General features: G+C 72.1%; 15 protein-coding genes. 4 read left to right on the forward strand and 11 right to left on the reverse strand.

The window, feature by feature from the left end; all coding sequences use genetic code 11:
- Positions 1–180 precede the first annotated feature (180 nt).
- Entirely contained in the window at positions 181–900 is a 720-nt protein-coding gene (locus WBK50_RS04275; RefSeq protein WP_341334335.1) for an alpha/beta hydrolase, read from the forward strand.
- A 212-nt stretch (positions 901–1,112) separates the two neighbouring features.
- Here WBK50_RS04275 and WBK50_RS04280 read toward each other — a convergent pair whose 3' ends face one another.
- Genes WBK50_RS04280 through WBK50_RS04290 form a run of 3 tightly spaced genes read right to left on the reverse strand, consistent with a single transcriptional unit; the run spans position 1,113 to position 2,888 of the window.
- Positions 1,113–1,337: a hypothetical protein gene (locus tag WBK50_RS04280; RefSeq protein ID WP_341334336.1), complete on the reverse strand. Its 225-nt coding sequence runs from the start codon at positions 1,335–1,337 to the stop codon at positions 1,113–1,115.
- Entirely contained in the window at positions 1,291–2,739 is a 1,449-nt protein-coding gene (locus tag WBK50_RS04285) for a flavin-containing monooxygenase (RefSeq protein ID WP_341334337.1), read from the reverse strand. Before WBK50_RS04285 ends, WBK50_RS04280 begins: the two co-directional genes overlap by 47 nt.
- Positions 2,736–2,888 carry a hypothetical protein gene (locus tag WBK50_RS04290; protein WP_341334338.1) on the reverse strand — a complete coding sequence of 51 codons (153 nt, stop codon included), beginning with the start codon at positions 2,886–2,888 and terminating at the stop codon, positions 2,736–2,738. Before WBK50_RS04290 ends, WBK50_RS04285 begins: the two co-directional genes overlap by 4 nt.
- A gap of 353 nt (positions 2,889–3,241) precedes the next feature.
- Between WBK50_RS04290 and WBK50_RS04295 the strand changes: the two genes are divergently transcribed.
- The 3 genes from WBK50_RS04295 to WBK50_RS04305 all read left to right on the forward strand — a co-directional run bounded on the left by WBK50_RS04295 (position 3,242) and on the right by WBK50_RS04305 (position 6,999).
- Positions 3,242–4,999 carry a sigma-54-dependent Fis family transcriptional regulator gene (locus WBK50_RS04295; protein ID WP_341334339.1) on the forward strand — a complete coding sequence of 586 codons (1,758 nt, stop codon included), beginning with the start codon at positions 3,242–3,244 and terminating at the stop codon, positions 4,997–4,999.
- A gap of 207 nt (positions 5,000–5,206) precedes the next feature.
- A complete protein-coding gene (locus WBK50_RS04300) occupies positions 5,207–6,253 on the forward strand; it encodes a leucyl aminopeptidase (protein ID WP_341334340.1) in 1,047 nt (348 codons plus the stop codon).
- Positions 6,253–6,999, forward strand: a complete 747-nt coding sequence (locus WBK50_RS04305; protein ID WP_341334341.1) for a maleate cis-trans isomerase family protein — start codon at positions 6,253–6,255, stop codon at positions 6,997–6,999. The genes WBK50_RS04300 and WBK50_RS04305 overlap by 1 nt, the downstream gene beginning before the upstream one ends.
- Positions 7,000–7,168: 169 nt before the next feature.
- On the opposite strand, the gene WBK50_RS04310 is transcribed toward WBK50_RS04305, so the two are convergent.
- From WBK50_RS04310 to WBK50_RS04345, 8 genes are all read right to left on the reverse strand, one after another.
- Complete coding sequence (locus tag WBK50_RS04310; protein WP_341334342.1) at positions 7,169–8,008, reverse strand: alpha/beta fold hydrolase; 840 nt, start codon at positions 8,006–8,008, stop codon at positions 7,169–7,171.
- Positions 8,005–8,643: an isochorismatase family protein gene (locus WBK50_RS04315; RefSeq protein WP_341334343.1), complete on the reverse strand. Its 639-nt coding sequence runs from the start codon at positions 8,641–8,643 to the stop codon at positions 8,005–8,007. The genes WBK50_RS04310 and WBK50_RS04315 overlap by 4 nt, the downstream gene beginning before the upstream one ends.
- The gene (locus WBK50_RS04320; protein ID WP_341334344.1) at positions 8,640–9,146 is read right to left on the reverse strand and encodes a (2Fe-2S)-binding protein; all 507 of its coding nucleotides are present in this window, start codon (positions 9,144–9,146) and stop codon (positions 8,640–8,642) included. Before WBK50_RS04320 ends, WBK50_RS04315 begins: the two co-directional genes overlap by 4 nt.
- Entirely contained in the window at positions 9,143–11,506 is a 2,364-nt protein-coding gene (locus WBK50_RS04325) for a xanthine dehydrogenase family protein molybdopterin-binding subunit (protein ID WP_341334345.1), read from the reverse strand. Before WBK50_RS04325 ends, WBK50_RS04320 begins: the two co-directional genes overlap by 4 nt.
- Entirely contained in the window at positions 11,499–12,278 is a 780-nt protein-coding gene (locus WBK50_RS04330) for an FAD binding domain-containing protein (protein WP_341334346.1), read from the reverse strand. The genes WBK50_RS04325 and WBK50_RS04330 overlap by 8 nt, the downstream gene beginning before the upstream one ends.
- On the reverse strand, positions 12,275–13,687 hold the full coding sequence (locus WBK50_RS04335; protein WP_341334347.1) for an MFS transporter: 1,413 nt from the start codon (positions 13,685–13,687) through the stop codon (positions 12,275–12,277). Before WBK50_RS04335 ends, WBK50_RS04330 begins: the two co-directional genes overlap by 4 nt.
- Positions 13,688–13,707: 20 nt before the next feature.
- A complete protein-coding gene (locus tag WBK50_RS04340) occupies positions 13,708–14,973 on the reverse strand; it encodes an FAD-dependent monooxygenase (RefSeq protein ID WP_341334348.1) in 1,266 nt (421 codons plus the stop codon).
- Positions 14,974–15,220: 247 nt separating this feature from the next.
- Positions 15,221–15,700, reverse strand: a complete 480-nt coding sequence (locus WBK50_RS04345) for a MarR family winged helix-turn-helix transcriptional regulator (protein WP_341334349.1) — start codon at positions 15,698–15,700, stop codon at positions 15,221–15,223.
- Positions 15,701–15,704 lie beyond the last annotated feature (4 nt).

Here is a 15,704-nt window from a genome sequence, read left to right on the forward strand (position 1 = left end):
CTCGGGCCGGTGTCACGGTGCCAGAGGTGGGGATGCTCGGCTGGGTGCGAGACGGGCTTCGCCGCGATCCCGATCCCCTCTGACGGGACACCCATGATCGCGACCTGGCGCGACAGGCAGTCGCCCGGCAAGGCGCTCGGAGCATCGGGGCAGACTGGCGGGGTGCGGAGGGACCTGCGCGTGCCGAAGCTCAGCCGCCGCTGCGGGGCGCGCTCGGTGCGTGCGGTCGTGCTGGTCCTGCCCGGCGGGGAGGCCGAGAGCCGGCGGCGGCACCTGTGGTCGGCCGAGGCGTTCCTCTGGCCTCTGGCGGCCCGGTTCGTGGGGCGGGGGCGGCGGCACGGCCTCGCCGTGCACGTGCTGCGCTACCGCTACCGGGGGTGGAACGGCGAGCGCGCCGACCCGGTGGCCGATGCGCGGTGGGCGCTGGCCGAGGTGCGGCGGCGGTACGGGCCCGTTCCCGTCGGGCTGGTCGGCCATTCGCTCGGCGGCCGGGTGGCGGTCCACGTTGCCGGTGATGCGCGGGTGGCCGGTGTCGTACTCCTTGCTCCCTGGTTGGAGGAGGCGGATCCCGTGGGGCAGCTGACGGGCCGGGCGGTACTCGTCGTCCACGGCGTTCGCGACCGGCACACCGATCCGGTGATGTCCTACCGGTTCGCGGTGCGCGCGCGCCGGGTCGGTGCCCGGATCGGCCGTGTCGAGCTGCCCCGTGCCGGCCATCTGTTGCTGCGGCAGTGGCGGGCGTGGACGGTGCGGGTCACCGATTTCGTCGACGCGTCCCTGATCGCCGGCCGGTTCGACTCGTCGATGCGCGGCGCCATCGGGGCCGTGGGCAGCGGGGGCTTGCGCGTGCACCTACCGCGCCGGCGGTGGCGTCGGCGGTGTGGATCGAGCCGTTCGTGATCTGGCCCGGCGGGAAGCCCGTCACCGTGGTGCCCGGGCTGGTACCGGTGTCGCCCGACTCGGTCGAGATGCCGGTGCTGTCGACCGCCGGCCCTGCCAGGATCGCCGCCGTCGCCCCGGGTGGGCGCGGGGCCGCCCGAGGCCGAGGAGCCGGCGCCCACCCGCGTGGAGCGGGCGCCGGCCCGGGAATGCGGCCGGAAGCCGCATCACCCTCAGGCCAGCGCGAACCCCTCGTATCCGCGCTCGGCCGCCTCCGCGCACTTCTGCAGGTAGGTCGGCAGCCCGCCGGGGTAGGCGAGCAGCTCACGCTTCTTACCCGGCACGTTGTCGCCCATGTACCAGGATTTCGCGAACGGGAACAGCGTGTCCGCGGTCAGCTCGGCGACGTGCTCACCCCACGCCTCCTCGGCTTCCGGGGTCGCCTCGATCCGGGTCAACCCGTTCTCCCGCATGTGTTCCAGGCATTGGACGACCCAGTCGCCCTGCAGCTCCGCGCAGGTAGGACCGTTGCAGAAGGCCGAGGGGCTCTGCGGCCCGTACACGTAGAGCAGGTTCGGGAAGCCCGCCGTCGCCGTCCCGAGGTGGGTGCGTGTCCCGGCCGCGAAGACGTCGGCGAACGACTCGCCCTTCGTGCTGCGGATGTCGATGGCCGTGATCCCGCCGGTGACCGCGTCGAAGCCGGTGGCCAGGACGAGCACGTCGAGCGCGTGCTCGCGGCCGTCCGCGGTCACCACCCCGGTCGCCGTCACTCGCTCGATCGGCGTGTCCTGGAGGTCGACCAGGTCCACGTTGTCCTGGTTGTAGACCTCGTAGTAGCGCTGCTCGAGAGAGGCGCTTGACCCCGAAGGGGTGCTGCGCCACCGTCGGGGCCAGCTTCTCGGCCGTGGCCGGGTCGGTGATGCGCGCCCGCACCTTGTCCCGCCAGAACGCGTAGGCGGTCGCGTTGGCCTCGGCGTCGAAGAAGATGTCGTTGAACGTCCCGAGCCAGGACACGAAGCCGCCGGTCTCCCACAGCTTCTCGTAGACCGCGGTGCGCTCCTCGTCCGAGACCTCCAGGGCGCCCTTGTCCTGGAAGTCGTAGTCGAACCCGGCGAAGGTCGTCGCGCGCATCGCGAACCGCTCCGGATAGCTCTCCTTCATGGCCCGGTTGGCCGCCGCGTCGAGCTGCTGCTGACGCATCGGCAGGGCCAGGTTCGGGGTGCGCTGGAACACCGTCAGGTGGGCGGCGTCGGGCGCGGACTCCTGGATCACCTGCACCCCGCTCGCACCGGTGCCGATCACCCCGACGCGCTTGCCGGTGACGTCGAGGCCGCCCTGTGGCCACCGGGCGGTGTGGTGGCACTCGCCGGCGAAGGTGTCGAGGCCGGGGATGTCGGGCACGTAGGGCTTCGACCCGAACCCGGTGCAGAGCACGAGGTAGCGGGCCCGCACCGACGAGGTCTCGCCGGTGCGCTCGTCGCGGGCACGCACCTCCCACTGCCGGCGTTCCTCGTCGAACTCGGCACCGATGACGCGGGTGCTGAATCGGATGTCCTTGCTGAGGTCCAGCTTGCGGTCCACGTGCCGGAAGTACCGGCGGACCTCGTCCCAGCCGGGGTAGAGCTCGGTGAAGTCGAAGTCACGCCAGAGGTCCTCGCGGGAGAACTGGTAGAGCGGGGCCCACGTGTCGACGCGGGCGCCCGGATAGCAGTTCCAGTACCAGACCCCGCCGAGGTCCGAGCCGGCCTCGAAGACGGTGACGGAGTAGCCGAGGTTGCGTAGCCGGTCGAGCTGGTAGAGGCCGGCGAACCCGGCCCCGACGACGAGGACGTCGAGCTCGTCGCTGGTGGGTGTGCTCATGGGTGTCCCTTCCAGGCATAGAGGTGAGCGGGCGAGAACTCGATGGCCGCGGGCGTCTCGTCGCCGTCGAGGTGCTGGATCCCCGTCTCGTGGTGCACGGGGAACAGGAGGGCGTGGTGGTCCGCTGCGATGTTCTTCAGGCGGTGCACCGATGCCCGCCGGCGGTCGACGTCCCGGTAGACGGGTCCAGGCTCAGGTGACCCGGATCCGCCCCGGGCGATGTGATGTCCATGACACGGACCGTCGCACCGCGACGGGCCTCATCCGCGTCCCGATTGTGGACACGGGCCCGTGGCCGGCCGTTCGGGTCCTGGTCACCGTCGAGCCGGGGCCGGGGAACGCGCCGGCGCCACGCCTCCCGCGCACCCTCGCTCGCGCGGCCGCCTCGTGCAGGTCACGCCGGTGAACGGGGAGCGGTCCTCGTCGCGTGTTCCAGATGTGAACACGGGATCATCTCGGTCCGGGAGGATGCTGGACGGAGCCGATGAACGACGGGGTTCGCATGGCAGAGATGCTCGAGCGACAGCTCGCTCATGAACGGGAGCGCTTTCTCAGCTCCGGCGAGGGACCCGCGCGGGTCCGTGCCGAGGTGGTCTCGTCGTGGCGCCGGTGCCTCAGCTGGTCGGTGCCCGTGGACGGTCTGGTCCCTCCGTACCGCCCCGAGGTCGACCGCGAGTCGCCGCTGCTGCGCGCGGCGAGGCCCGTCCTCGACTCCGTTGTCGAGCGCCTCGGCGACCTGCAGGTCAGCTTCCTGCTCAGCGACGCCGAGGGCCGCATCCTCGACCGGCTGGCCAAGGAGACGGCGCTGGTGCGGCTGCTCGATGCCCGCAACGTCGGGCCCGGGTTCGTGTTCGGGGAGGACGCGACCGGCACGAACGGCGTCGGTACTGCCATCGAGCTGGGCCGCACCACGCGGATCGACGGCTACGAGCACTACTCGTCCGACCTGGTCGCGTTCACCTGCGTGGGAGTGCCGATCATCGATCCGCTGCGTCAGCGCTGCGTCGGCGTGCTCGACGTCACCTGCGCGGCGGATCGGGACAACCGGTTGGTCACCCTCGTCGCCGAGCAGACGGCACGCGCCATCGAGAGCAGGCTGCTCGAGCAGCAGTCCCGCCGGGAACGCGCGCTCCTGGCGCAGTTCCTCCAGGCGAGCAGACCGGGTCACGGGGGCGTCGTCGTGATCAACGAGCGCGTCGTCATCGCCAACCCACGCGCCGCCCGCCTCCTCGAAGGCGTGGACCAGGCGATCCTCTGGGACGACGCGGCTCGCGCGGGCGACGGACCCGTGTGGGGCGAGCTGGCACTCACCGACGGCAGGGTGGCGTGCACGCGCACCACCCCGCTGCACGACGGCGGTGAGCTGGTCGGCGCGTTGATCGAGCTCCGTCCCTCGGCCTACGAGCGGGACCCGCTGCCGGGCAGGCCCTCCGCCGACGACGACACGCTGCACCGGCTGCGGCGCACCCTCGTCGGTCGCGATCCGGTGTTCGCCGAGGTGCTGCAGAGAGCGGGCGCCGTCGCGCCGGGCAGCGTCCTCGTGCTCTGCGGTGAACCGGGCACGGGCAAGCGGGCCCTTGCCGTGGCGGCCGGCCGCGCCCGGCACGGTGCCGACCCGCACGAGGCCGACGCGGCCGCGGCGGTACAGGACGGGGAGGCGTCGTGGCTGGCGGGGCTGGGCTCCGTGCTCGGCGGCCGGCCCGGGGCGATCGTCATCAGGCACGTCGAGTTGTTGTCGGCGACCGCGATGCGCACCCTCGCCGCCCTGCTGGCCACTGCCGGCGGCCGGGGATGGTGGTGCGCGGTCACAGCGACCGGGCCGGACGCGCCGCTGCTCCCCGGCGTCGAGCAGGAGACGGCGTGGATGCCCCCGCTGCGGGACCGGCGCGGGGACCTCGCCGCCCTCGTCGCCGCGTTCGCTGCACCGGCCGCCGTGGCGCCCGAGGTCGTGCAGCTGCTGGCCCGGCTGTCCTGGCCGGGCAACGTCCGCGACCTCCGGGCAGCGGTGTCCCGGATCGTGGCCGCTGCCCCCGACGGCCCGCGTATCGGTCTCGCCGCCGTACCCAACGACCTGCGCCGCGCCGCGACCCGAGCCACTCTGACCCGGTTCGAGCGCGCCGAGGTGCACGCGATCCTGGAGGCGCTGGCGGAGACCCGGGGCAACAAGAAGGAGGCCGCCAGCCTGCTCGGCATCTCCAGGACGACGCTCTACCGCAAGCTGCAGACCGCGGGCGTCGACCTGGAGAACACGGTCTACTGACCCGTGTCGGGCTTCCGGTCACGAGGCGCCGTACACCTCGGCCGTCCGAGCCGAGTTCGCGACGGCGGTGCGAGCACCGTGCGCAGCGGCCTACCGGCGGCTCCAGGGGCCCGCTTCGCACATTCGTCACACGCCACCGCTTGACGTCCGCCGCGCACTGCGCGATCGTCAGTGTTCGGACTATCTGGAGTCGAGGCCGGAGGAGCCATGGACCAGAACCTGTTCAACGACATCTGCCTGCAGCAGCTGACCCTTTCCGGGGTGCACGAGGGCGAGACGGTGGCGGTGCTGACCCGCGGCGCGGAGCGCGGGGAGTATGCCGATGCGTTCCTGTGGGCGGTCCAGAAGCTGGGGGCGCAGGGTTTCCACCTGCGGTTGCCGGCGCCGGCGAGCGCGTCGGGGGGGTGGGCGGTGGGTGACTCGGGGTTGGCGGGGAACCGGCTGGCGGTGGAGGCGCTCAAGAGTGTGGACATGGTGGTGGACTGCACGTTCCTGTTGTTCTCCCCGGAGCAGTTCGAGATCCAGGCCGCCGGGACGCGGATCCTGACCGCGGTGGAGCCGGCGCCGTTGTTGGCCCGGTTGATGCCGACCCGGGCGTTGCGGGAGCGGGTGGAGATCGGGGCGGAGTTGCTGGCGAAGGCGCAGACGATGCGGATCACCAGCCCGCACGGCACCGATGTCACCTACCGGTTGGGGGTGTATCCGACGCTGTCGGAGTACGGCTACACCGATCAGCCGGGGCGGTGGGATCACTGGCCGGCGGCGTTCGTGTTCACCGGTGGCGCGGACGACGGGGTGGACGGGAAGATCGTCCTTGCGCCGGGGGATGTGTTGTTGCCGTTCAACACCTATGTGCAGACCCCGGTGGAGATCACCATCGAGCAGGGGTTCATCCGGGATATCCGTGGGGGTGCGGGTTCCAGCGGGTTGGATGCGGATCTGCTGCGTTCCTACATCGAGTCCTTCGACGATCCGCGTGGGTACGGGATGTCGCATGTCGGGTGGGGTCTGGATGAGCGGGCGCACTGGCATGGGTTGACCCAGTTCGGTGGTGGGATGGGGATGGAGTTGCGCAGTTTCTACGGCAACGTGATGTTCTCGATCGGGCCGAACAACGAGCTGGGTGGGCCGAATGACACCGCGTGTCATTTCGACATCCCGATGCGGGGCAACAGCCTCTACCTCGATGACGAGCTGATCGTCGACGCCGGCGAGCTCACCGTCCCCGAGATGAAGCCGGTGGAGAAGCGCTGATGCACGACCACCACATCGGCATGATCGTGCCGAGCTCGAACCTCACGATGGAGACCGAGCTCCCACGGATGCTGCGCGCCCGCGAGGAGGCCGATCCGGAGAACCGGTTCGTGTTCCACGCCGCGCGGGCCCGGATGCAGCACGTGACCCCGGAGCAGTTGCGTGCCATGAACGCGCAGGCCGAGCGGGCGGCGACCGAGCTGGCCGACGCCCGCCCGGACGTCGTCGCCACGGCCTGCCTGGTGGCGATCATGGCCCAGGGTCCCGGCTACCACTGCACCGCGGAGGACGCGATCACCGCGGCGCTGCGGGCGGAGGGCGCGCAGGCGCCCGTGATCTCCTCTGCGGGCGCCCTGCTCGACGGCATCGCCGCGCTGGACGCGAAGCGGGTCGCGATCATCACCCCCTACATGAAGCCGCTGACCCAGGCGGTGGTCGAGTACCTGACCGACGCCGGCGTCGAGGTCGTGGACTCGCTGTCGCTGGAGGTGCCGGACAACCTCGCCGTCGCCCGCCTCGACCCCGCCGACCTGCGGAAGCACTACCAGCAGCTGGACCTCGCCCGCGCCGACGCCCTGGTGCTCAGCGCGTGCGTGCAGATGCCCTCGCTGCCGTCGATCCAGCCGGTCGAGGACGAGGTGGGCATCCCGGTGCTCTCCGCGGCCACCGCCACGACTTACCGGATCCTGCAGGAGCTGGGCCTCCCGCCGGTCGTTCCGAACGCGGGACGGCTGCTCGCCGGCTGACCGGAGCGCGCTCGGCCTCGACGTCGGCGAGCCCGAGATGCTCTACGACGTCTTCTCCGTGGTGGTCCGGCTCGATCGGGCTGGGGCCGGGCGAACGGAACCTGACGAGCAGTGGCGCGCGACGCCCGAGTCCACCGGGGAGGAGAGCGACAGGACCCCGACTCGCGAGTCAGGTCATGGCGCCGAGGCACTCCCGGAGCAGCGACAGGGCTGCGGGCGGGTTGTCCCAGAACACCATGTGGCCGGCGTCGGGGATCTCGGTCATCGACGCACCGGGATTGGTCTTGGCCGCCTCCTCGGCGCCTTCCACCGTGACGACGGGGGAGTCCGCGCCGTACAGCAGCGTCGCCGGGGTCGGGACCGACGGCCAGGTGTCGAAGAAGTCCTCGGCCTCGAAGCCCTCGTGGGTGGCCCGGATCGCCTCGGGGTCGCAGCTCGAGAGCCAGCGCGCCCGCAGCTCCTGCTCCCGGCGCGGCCACCTCGGCCACGCCCGGGCGACCTCGTCCGCGTCGGTGCCGCGCTGCGCCTCGGCGAGCTGGCCGAGGAACGCCGCCAGGGTGGTCGGGTACGGCCCACGGCCGGGCCCGCTCATCGGCGGGTCCACCAGGACCGTGCCCCGCAGCGGCCGCAGGGTCGCGGCGACCGCGGCGATCCGCGCCCCCATCGAGTGCCCGAGCAGGAGCGGGTCCGTGCCGATCCCGGGGAGCCCGTCGAGAACCGCGAGCGTGTCGGAGGCGTAGTCCTGCAGGGAGTAGGTCTCGCCGGAGTCCGACAGCCCGCGCCCCCGGACGTCGACGACGACGGGCCGCACCAGGTCCCGCAGCTCGCGGGCCACGAAGTCCATCGTGATCGCCGGGCTGGTGATCCCGGGCAGGACGACCAGCGGCACGCCCGAGCCGCCGTAGTCGAGGACGTGCAGGCGCACGTCCCCGTTCCGCACCCACCGCGACGTGGCGGGGATGTCGGCCAGGTCGGCGAGCGCGTCCTGCCGGACGCAGCGGGTGCTCATTTGACGCCCCCCACGTAGGCGATCGCGTCGGCCAGTGAGATCACGTCCCCGTACTTGGCCTGGATGTCGAACAGGTTCGCCTCGGCCGGCCCGTCGGCCCGGTCGCCCACGCACTCCCGCGGGACGAGCACGGGATAGCCGCACTGCAGCGCGTCGACCACGGTGGCGCGCACGCACCCGCTGGTGGTGGCCCCGCAGACGATCACCGTGTCCGCCCCCGTCGACGCGAGCAGCGAAGCCAGCCCGGTCCCGAAGAACCCCGAGGCGCCCTTCTTCACGATCAGGTGGTCGGCGTCGGTGAACGGCAGCCGGTCGTCGATCTCGACGGCCTCGGACCCGATCGCGAGCGCCCGCATCCCGGGTGCCTTGTCCAGCCAGACCACGGTGTCCAGCTCGGCGCGGGTGTACCCGATCGTCGTGTAGACGACCGGCACGCCGGCCGGGCCCGCGGCCGCGACCAGCTGCGACGTCGCCGCGACGACCTCGGTCAGGTCCGCGCCGGTCGGGTAGGCGGGGTCGGTGAACCCCTTCGTCAGGTCGACGACCACGATGGCCGGGCGCTCCCCGCGCCGAACCGGCGAGCCGAAGCCCGCCCGGTCGTAGGTCGCATCGGTCTCGGATCCGTGCAGGCTCATGCGGTGCTCCTGTCGAGCTGGTCCTGGAAGGCGGCGCGCCGGCGCGAGGCGCAGTCGTCGATCGCCTCGACGATGGTCTGATATCCGGTGCAGCGGCACAGGTTGGAGGCCACGACCTCGCGGATCTCCTCCTTCGTGGCCTCCGGCTCCTCGGCGAGGTAGCCCTCGGCGAGCATGAGCATCCCGGGCGTGCAGAAGCCGCACTGCAGCCCGTGGTGCTCGGAGAAGCACTGTTGGAGGTCGTTCAACGTCCCGTCCGGCTCCGCGAGCGACTCCACCGTCCGGATCTCCGAGCCCTCGACCTGCGCGGCGAACAGCAGGCAGGCCCGGGCCGGTGCGCCGTCGACGAGCACGGTGCAGGCGCCGCAGATCCCGTGCTCGCACCCGACGTGCGTGCCGGTCAGGCCCAGGTCGTGGCGCAGCACGTCCACGAGCGTGCGGCGGGGCTCGATCGCGAGATCGTGCCGCTCGCCGTTCACGGTCAGCTCGATCAGCTGGATCATGCCTTCTCCAATGCCCTGAAGATCGCTTCCCGCGGGACCGGGGTGTCGTCGAGCTCGACCCCGGTGTGCCGCAACGCGTCGTTCACCGCGTTGAGGACCGCGGCGGGCGCCCCGATCGTGCCGCCCTCGCCGGCGCCCTTGGCGCCGCTCTCGGTGAACGCGCAGGGCGTCTCGAGGTGCTCGATCCGGACGTCCGGGATCTCCGCGGCCGTCGGGACCTTGTACTCCATGAAGCTCGGCGCGAGCGGCTGGCCGGCGTCGTCGTAGGTGACCTGCTCGAACAGCGCCCCGGCGATGCCCTGCGCGATCCCGCCGCGGGCCTGCCCCTCGACGACCTGCGGGTGGATCGCCACGCCGCAGTCCTCGACGCAGACGTACCGAAGGATCTCGACGCCGCCCGTGCCCGGATCCAGCTCGACGACCACGCCGTGGGTGGCGTTGGAGAAGGTCCCGTCGCCGCCGACGTCGAAGCTCGCGGTGGCCGAGAGGCCCGGCCCGACACCCTTGGGCAGCAGGTGCGCCTTCAGGTAGGCGACGTCGGCGATGTCGGCGAAGGACAGCGACCGGTCGCCGACGCGGACGCCGCCCGCCCCGTCGAGCTCGGCCGAGTCGACGTCGGCCTCCAGGAGGTGCGCCGCGATCTCCCGCAGCTGGTCGCCGAGCTTCACCGATGCCGCCGCCACCGCGCTGCCGCCGATGGTGATCGAGCGCGAGGCGAACGAGCCCCAGCCGTAGGTGATCCGGTCCGTGTCGCCCTGCACGATCTTGACCCGGTCGTACGGGAGTCCCAGCCGGTCCGCGACGATCTGCGCCATCGTCGTCTCGTGGCTCTGCCCGTGGGAGAGCGTGCCGGTGGTCACCGAGACCGTGCCGTCGAGGTCCATCCGGATCTCGGAGATGTCGAAGCCGGGCACGACCTGCATCCTCCGCTGCGCGAACGCCCCCGAGCCGTAGCCGGTGCGCTCCGAGAAGCAGGAGAAGCCGATGCCGATCACCCGATTCTCCTCGGAGCGACGAGAGAACCAGCCCTCGTCGCGCAGGGTCTGCTCGCACAGGTCGAGCGACTCCAGGTAGGACCCCGGGTCGTAGGTGATGTTGTTGACGCCCTTGTAGGGGAACACGGTGATCACGTTGCGGCGCCGCAGCTCCACGGCGTCGATCCCGAGCGCGCGGGCGGCCTTCTCGAAGACCCGCTCGACGACCATCACGTACTGCGGCCGGCTCACCCCGCGGTACGGCGCGGTCGGCGCCTTGTTCGTGGTGACCGCCCGCCCGCGCACCCGGTACGCGGGGAGCTTGTAGACGCCCGGCATCTCGGCCGAGGCCATCAACGGCTCGATCCCGGCCGTGAACGGGTAGCAGGAGTAGGCGCCCATGTCGCAGACGACGTCGGCGTCGAGCGCCAGGAACTCCCCCTCGGCGGAGAAGGCGGCCCTGACGGCGTAGCGCTGCTCGCGGGCGAGGAAGGCCGCGGTCAGCGCGTCGCGCCGGTCCTCGATCCACTTCACGGGCTTGCGGAGCCGCAGCGCGACCGCGGCCGCGGCGATCTCCTCGCGCCCGACCACGCACTTCTGCCCGAACCCGCCGCCCATGTCCGGCACGGTGACCCGGACCTGCTTCTCGTCCAGCCCGACGCACTGCGCCAGCACGGTCCGGACCTGGTGCGGGACCTGGGAACAGGTCTGCACGCGCAGCTGCTCGTCCCGGTCGTCCCAGTCGGCGACGACGCCGCGGGTCTCCAGCGGGAGCGCGTTCTGCCGTCCCGTCTTGGTATGCACCTCGACGACCGTGTGGGCCTCGTCGAAGATCGTGTCGATGCCTTCGGTGGCGAACAGCGAGACGTCGACCAGCGTGTTCCGCGGGGCCTCGGCGTGCACCAGGGGAGCGCCCTCGGCGAGCGCCGCGGTGTCCGAGACGACGGGCTGCAGCGGCGCATACTCCACGATCGCGGCCTCGACCCCGTCCTCCACGGCGTAGGGATCGCGGGCGACGACGATCGCCACCGGCTCGCCGACGTAGCGCACCCGGTCGCGGGCCAGCACCGGCATCGCGGTGGGCACGAACTCGTGCGGCGGGCGGTCGAGCAGCGCGGTGACATCGCGCAGGTGCAGATCGGTGGCGCTGTAGGCGGCCACCACGCCCGGCACGGCCCGGACCTCGGAGAGGTCGACGGACACGATCTCCGCGTGCGCCTCGGTGCTGCGCACGAACTGGGCGTGCAGCATCCCGGGAAGGACGATGTCGTCGACGAACCGGCCGCGACCGGCCAGCAGCCGCGGGTCCTCGCGGCGCGGGACCGACGCCCCGACCCAGGTGCCGTCGCGCCGGAGGTGGGGGGTTCGCCGGGGTGGCTCAGCCACGGGAAGCCTCCTCTCGGGCCCGCTCGACCAGCGTGCGGACCAGGCCACGGCGGTAGTGCGCGCTGATCCCCGGCTCGTCCCGCAGCTCCAGGGCGCCCGCGATCTCCGCGGCCGTCCCGGCGCCCTCGACCAGCACCGGCGTGGGCGCGACACCGCCGAGCACGACCCGGTCCGTGTCCAGGTCGACGGCCGCGGCGACCAGCGCGAAGTCCCCGCGCCGGTCGGCGTACTCGGTCAACGCGGCGCGGGGCGCCGGGCGCGGGAAGACGATCTCGACGATCAGTTCGTCGGGCTCCAGGGCGGTGGTGAAGGGGCCCTGGAAGAAGTCGACCGCCCGGATCTCGCGGACCCCGGACGGGCTCTCCGCGAGGATCCGGGCGTCGAGCAGGACGGCGAGCAGGCACCACTCGGCCGTCGCGTCGGCGTGGGCGATGCTCCCGCCGACCGTCCCGCGGGTGCGGATGGGCAGGTGGCCCACCCATCGCATCGCGCGGGACAGCACCGCGAAGTCCCCGAGGTCCGCCTTCTCGACCGCGCGGTGCGTGACCAGCGCCCCGAGGTGCAGCGCGTCACCGTCGCGGCGGATCCCGGCGAGCCCCTCGACGTGCGTGATGTCGACCAGGTGCTCGGGCCGGGCGAGGCGGAAGTTCATCATCGCGACCAGGCTCTGGCCACCGGCGATGACCTTCGCGTCGTCGCCCAGCTCGGTGAGGAGCCCCACCGCGCCCGCCGTGGTGCGGGCGCGGTGGTAGGTGAAGGCGGCGGGCTTCACGCCGAGCGGGCCGGCTGGGTGGTCGGCGCCTCGGCGCCCGTGACGTCCTCGGACCCGACGATCCGGTCGAGCTCGCGGCCCTTGGTCTCCGGCGCGGCGAGCGCCATGTAGAGCACCGCGCCGAGCACGACCACGCCCATCAGGGCGAACGTCAGCGGCAGGCCCAGGACCGGCCAGAGCAGGCTGCCGAAGATCAGCGGCACGAAACCGGTGACCGCGCGGCTCATCGACGAGGCCCAGCCGAAGCCGCTGGCGCGCAGCTCGGTCGGGTAGAGCTCCGAGACGTAGGCGTACATCACCGGGATCACCACGAGGGCGAAGAACCCGAAGACCGCGATCATCACGATGGCCGCCGTCGGCGAGCCCAGGACCAGGGAGAAGACCAGCAGGGACAGCGCGGCGAGCGGGGCCGCGATGCCGATGACCCACTTCCGGCCGACGATCTCGACCAGCATCACGGAGGTGAGGACGCCGAGGATGCCGACCGCGTTCATCACGGTCGTGGAGCCGAACGCGGCGACCTCGCCCATGCCCTGCGCCCGCAGGATCGACGGCATCCAGGACAGGGCGGCGTAGTAGACGACCATCACCGAGATGAACAGCGCCCAGGCCACACCGGTGACCTTCGGGTTGAACGCCCAGACCAGCCGGAGTTGGTCGACGGCGGCGGAAAGGCCCTTCTTCCGCGACGCGGCGGCCTCGGGCACCACGGCAGGGATCTCGTAGGGCTCGGGCGTGGCGCCGGTCCGCGCCACCATGTCGTCGATGACGGCCCGGGCCTCGGCCTCGCGCCCGGTGCGGGCGAGGTAGATCGGCGACTCCGGCACGCCGCGGCGGATCCAGAACAGCAGGATCGCGGGCAGCACCATCAGCGCGAGCATCCAGCGCCAGTTGCCGGTGACCGGCACGAGGAACGTGGCGGTGACACCGGCGAGCGTGGTGCCGATCGGCCACCAGCCGTCCATCGCGGCGAGCACCCGGCCGCGCTGCTTGCGTGGCGAGAACTCGCTGACGATCGCATAGTCCACCGGGATGCAGCCGCCCAGGCCGACGCCGGCCAGGAAGCGCAGCACGAGGAAGACCTCCCAGCTCGGCGACAGCGCGCCCAGCACGGAGAACAGCGCGAAGATCATCAGGGTGATCGAGAAGGCCTTCTTGCGGCCCATCCGGTCCGCGATGGTGCCCCAGGCGATCGCGCCGACCGCCATGCCGATCAGGTTGGCCGTCGCGACGAGGCCGCGCTGGCCGGTGGAGAGCCCGAACTCGGTGCCGAGCAGCGGGGTGAGGAAGCCGTTGAGGGAGACGTCCCAGGCGTCGAACATGTACCCGAGACCGCCGATGACGAAGATCCGGCCCTGCACCCCCCACTTCCACGGGAGGTCCTGGACGACCTGGTCGCCTGTACGCATGATCTGCTCCGGTTCTCGACTCAGCGTGCGAACGGGTAGGAGTGGGACTCGGTGTCCGGGTCGTTCAGCGGCGAACCGCCCCAGAGCCAGTCGTAGGAGACGTCGGACTCGCCCCGGAAGTCGCGCAGGAGCGCGTCGCGTTCCTGCTGCTCCGGGCCGTCGGGCAGGTGGTAGAAGCGCATGTTCTCGAGTGACGCGTCCTGGACCATCCCGGCGTGGGTCGCCCGCCGGGAGACGTAGCGGATCAGCGCGCCGTCGATGCCGTCGCGGGTCACGGCGCCGAGCTCCTCGGCCAGGACCGCGGCGTCCTCCATGGCCTGGGAGGCGCCCTGGGCCTGGTAGGGGAGCATCGCGTGGCAGGCGTCGCCCAGCAGGGCCACCCGGCCGTCGACCCAGACCGGGTCGCGGCGGCGGCGGAACAGCGCCCACTTCGACGCGTCGCCCTCGGCCTTGGAGAGCATCGAGGCCACCCGGTCGTCCCAGCCGGGGAAGGCGTCGACGAGCTCGTCGGCGGTGGCGGGGACGGTCCAGGCGTCGGTGGTGTCCAGCGTGTTCGGCACGACCGCGACCACGTTGAGGTATTCCCCGCCGCGGATGAGGTAATGCACGAGGTGCCGGTCCGGCCCGTACCAGAGCGTGGAGTGGAAGCGATCCAGCAGGAAACGGGTCGCGGGGTCGGCGGCGATCTTGTCCCCGGGGATCAGCGCGCGATAGCACATCTCCCCGGAGAAGACGAGCGTGTCGTCGAAGCCTGCGGCGTCGCGGACCCTCGACCGGATCCCGTCGGCACCGATCAGGACGTCGCCGGTGAACCGGCGGCCGTCCGCCGTGATCGCCACCGGCCGGGTGGGGTCGGTGCGGTCGATCTCGGCGACGCCGGAGGCGGTGTGCACCTCGGTGACCGGGCCGGGGCCGTCCGGATCGGTGCAGGCGTCGAGCAGGACCTTGTGCAGGTCGGCGCGGTGGTAGTGCCAGTACGGGGCGCCGTACTCGCTTTTCACGCGGTCCGCCAGCGGGAGCGACGCGATGATGCTGCCGTCCTGCCAGCGGCGCCGGACCTGGTCGGTCGGCTCGGTGCGGATCGCCTCCATCTGCCTGCGCAGGCCGAGGCCGAAGAGGATCCGGCTCGCGTTCGGGGCGGTCTGGATGCCGGCGCCGACCTCGCCGAGCTGGTTCGCCTGCTCGAGGACGACGGTGCGCAGCCCCCGCCGCCGGAGCGCGAGCGCGGTGGTGAGACCTCCGAGCCCACCACCGACGACGGTGACGGTGAACGACTGGCTGGCCACGTGCCCTCCCAATGTTGATCCACACTGGACGGTGGGCCGCCGGGATCCGGCCGCTCAGGGCTCGCGTCGCACCGCCCGTCGGAGATAATCCGAACACTGACGATCCCGGAACGCAAGGGGTTCGGCAACCTGTAACGCGTCAGAAACCCGCGGGTCGGCAGTCCCGGTCGACCGAGTGGCACATCCCGGTAGACCGGGATGTGGGGTTCGGACGAGGAGAAGCGCCGCTTCGCGGGGGAGGGGCGGGTCAGTCGTCGACGAGGGACTCCCAATGCTCCGCGATGCCGTTGAGCCTGGTCAGCAGCGCAGCCTCGGCGGACTTGCCGATGTCGCGCATGAGCAGCTCGTCGAGGTCGCGGGCACGCTTGTCGGCTTCGCGCAGCGAGGTGGTGCCCTCGTCGGTGAGGTGCAGCAACCGCTTGCGGCCGTCCTCCGGCGGGGTCACGCGGACGATGAGCCCGCGGTCCTCGAGTCGTCGCACGATGCTGGCCATCGTCGACCGGTCGAGGGCGACGGCCCGGGCCAGCGACCCCTGCTCGACGCCGGGGTACGCGTCGACCGCGGTGAGCACGGCGAACTGCGGGCCGGTCAGGAGCGGGTCGACGTAGCGCACCCACGCGGCGGTGTAGGCGTGGTGCAGCCGCCGGGCGACGTACCCGGGCGCGGCCAACAGAGCCGCCGGCGCCGGCAGCTGCTCGGGTTCGGCCCGCACGCGCTTGTCGCCCATGACT

Origin of the sequence: Pseudonocardia sp. T1-2H, assembly GCF_038039215.1 — a bacterium.
Lineage (GTDB): Bacteria > Actinomycetota > Actinomycetes > Mycobacteriales > Pseudonocardiaceae > Pseudonocardia.

What these genes read in the sequence shown, in the direction of transcription:
- WBK50_RS04345 (WP_341334349.1), bottom strand. Translation starts at nt 15,700, where the DNA reads ATGGGCGACAAGCGCGTGCGGGCCGAACCCGAGCAGCTGCCGGCGCCG.
- WBK50_RS04305 (WP_341334341.1), top strand. Translation starts at nt 6,253, where the DNA reads ATGCACGACCACCACATCGGCATGATCGTGCCGAGCTCGAACCTCACG.
- WBK50_RS04335 (WP_341334347.1), bottom strand. Translation starts at nt 13,687, where the DNA reads ATGCGTACAGGCGACCAGGTCGTCCAGGACCTCCCGTGGAAGTGGGGG.
- WBK50_RS04310 (WP_341334342.1), bottom strand. Translation starts at nt 8,008, where the DNA reads ATGAGCACCCGCTGCGTCCGGCAGGACGCGCTCGCCGACCTGGCCGAC.
- WBK50_RS04315 (WP_341334343.1), bottom strand. Translation starts at nt 8,643, where the DNA reads ATGAGCCTGCACGGATCCGAGACCGATGCGACCTACGACCGGGCGGGC.
- WBK50_RS04295 (WP_341334339.1), top strand. Translation starts at nt 3,242, where the DNA reads ATGGCAGAGATGCTCGAGCGACAGCTCGCTCATGAACGGGAGCGCTTT.
- WBK50_RS04285 (WP_341334337.1), bottom strand. Translation starts at nt 2,739, where the DNA reads ATGAGCACACCCACCAGCGACGAGCTCGACGTCCTCGTCGTCGGGGCC.
- WBK50_RS04300 (WP_341334340.1), top strand. Translation starts at nt 5,207, where the DNA reads ATGGACCAGAACCTGTTCAACGACATCTGCCTGCAGCAGCTGACCCTT.
- WBK50_RS04320 (WP_341334344.1), bottom strand. Translation starts at nt 9,146, where the DNA reads ATGATCCAGCTGATCGAGCTGACCGTGAACGGCGAGCGGCACGATCTC.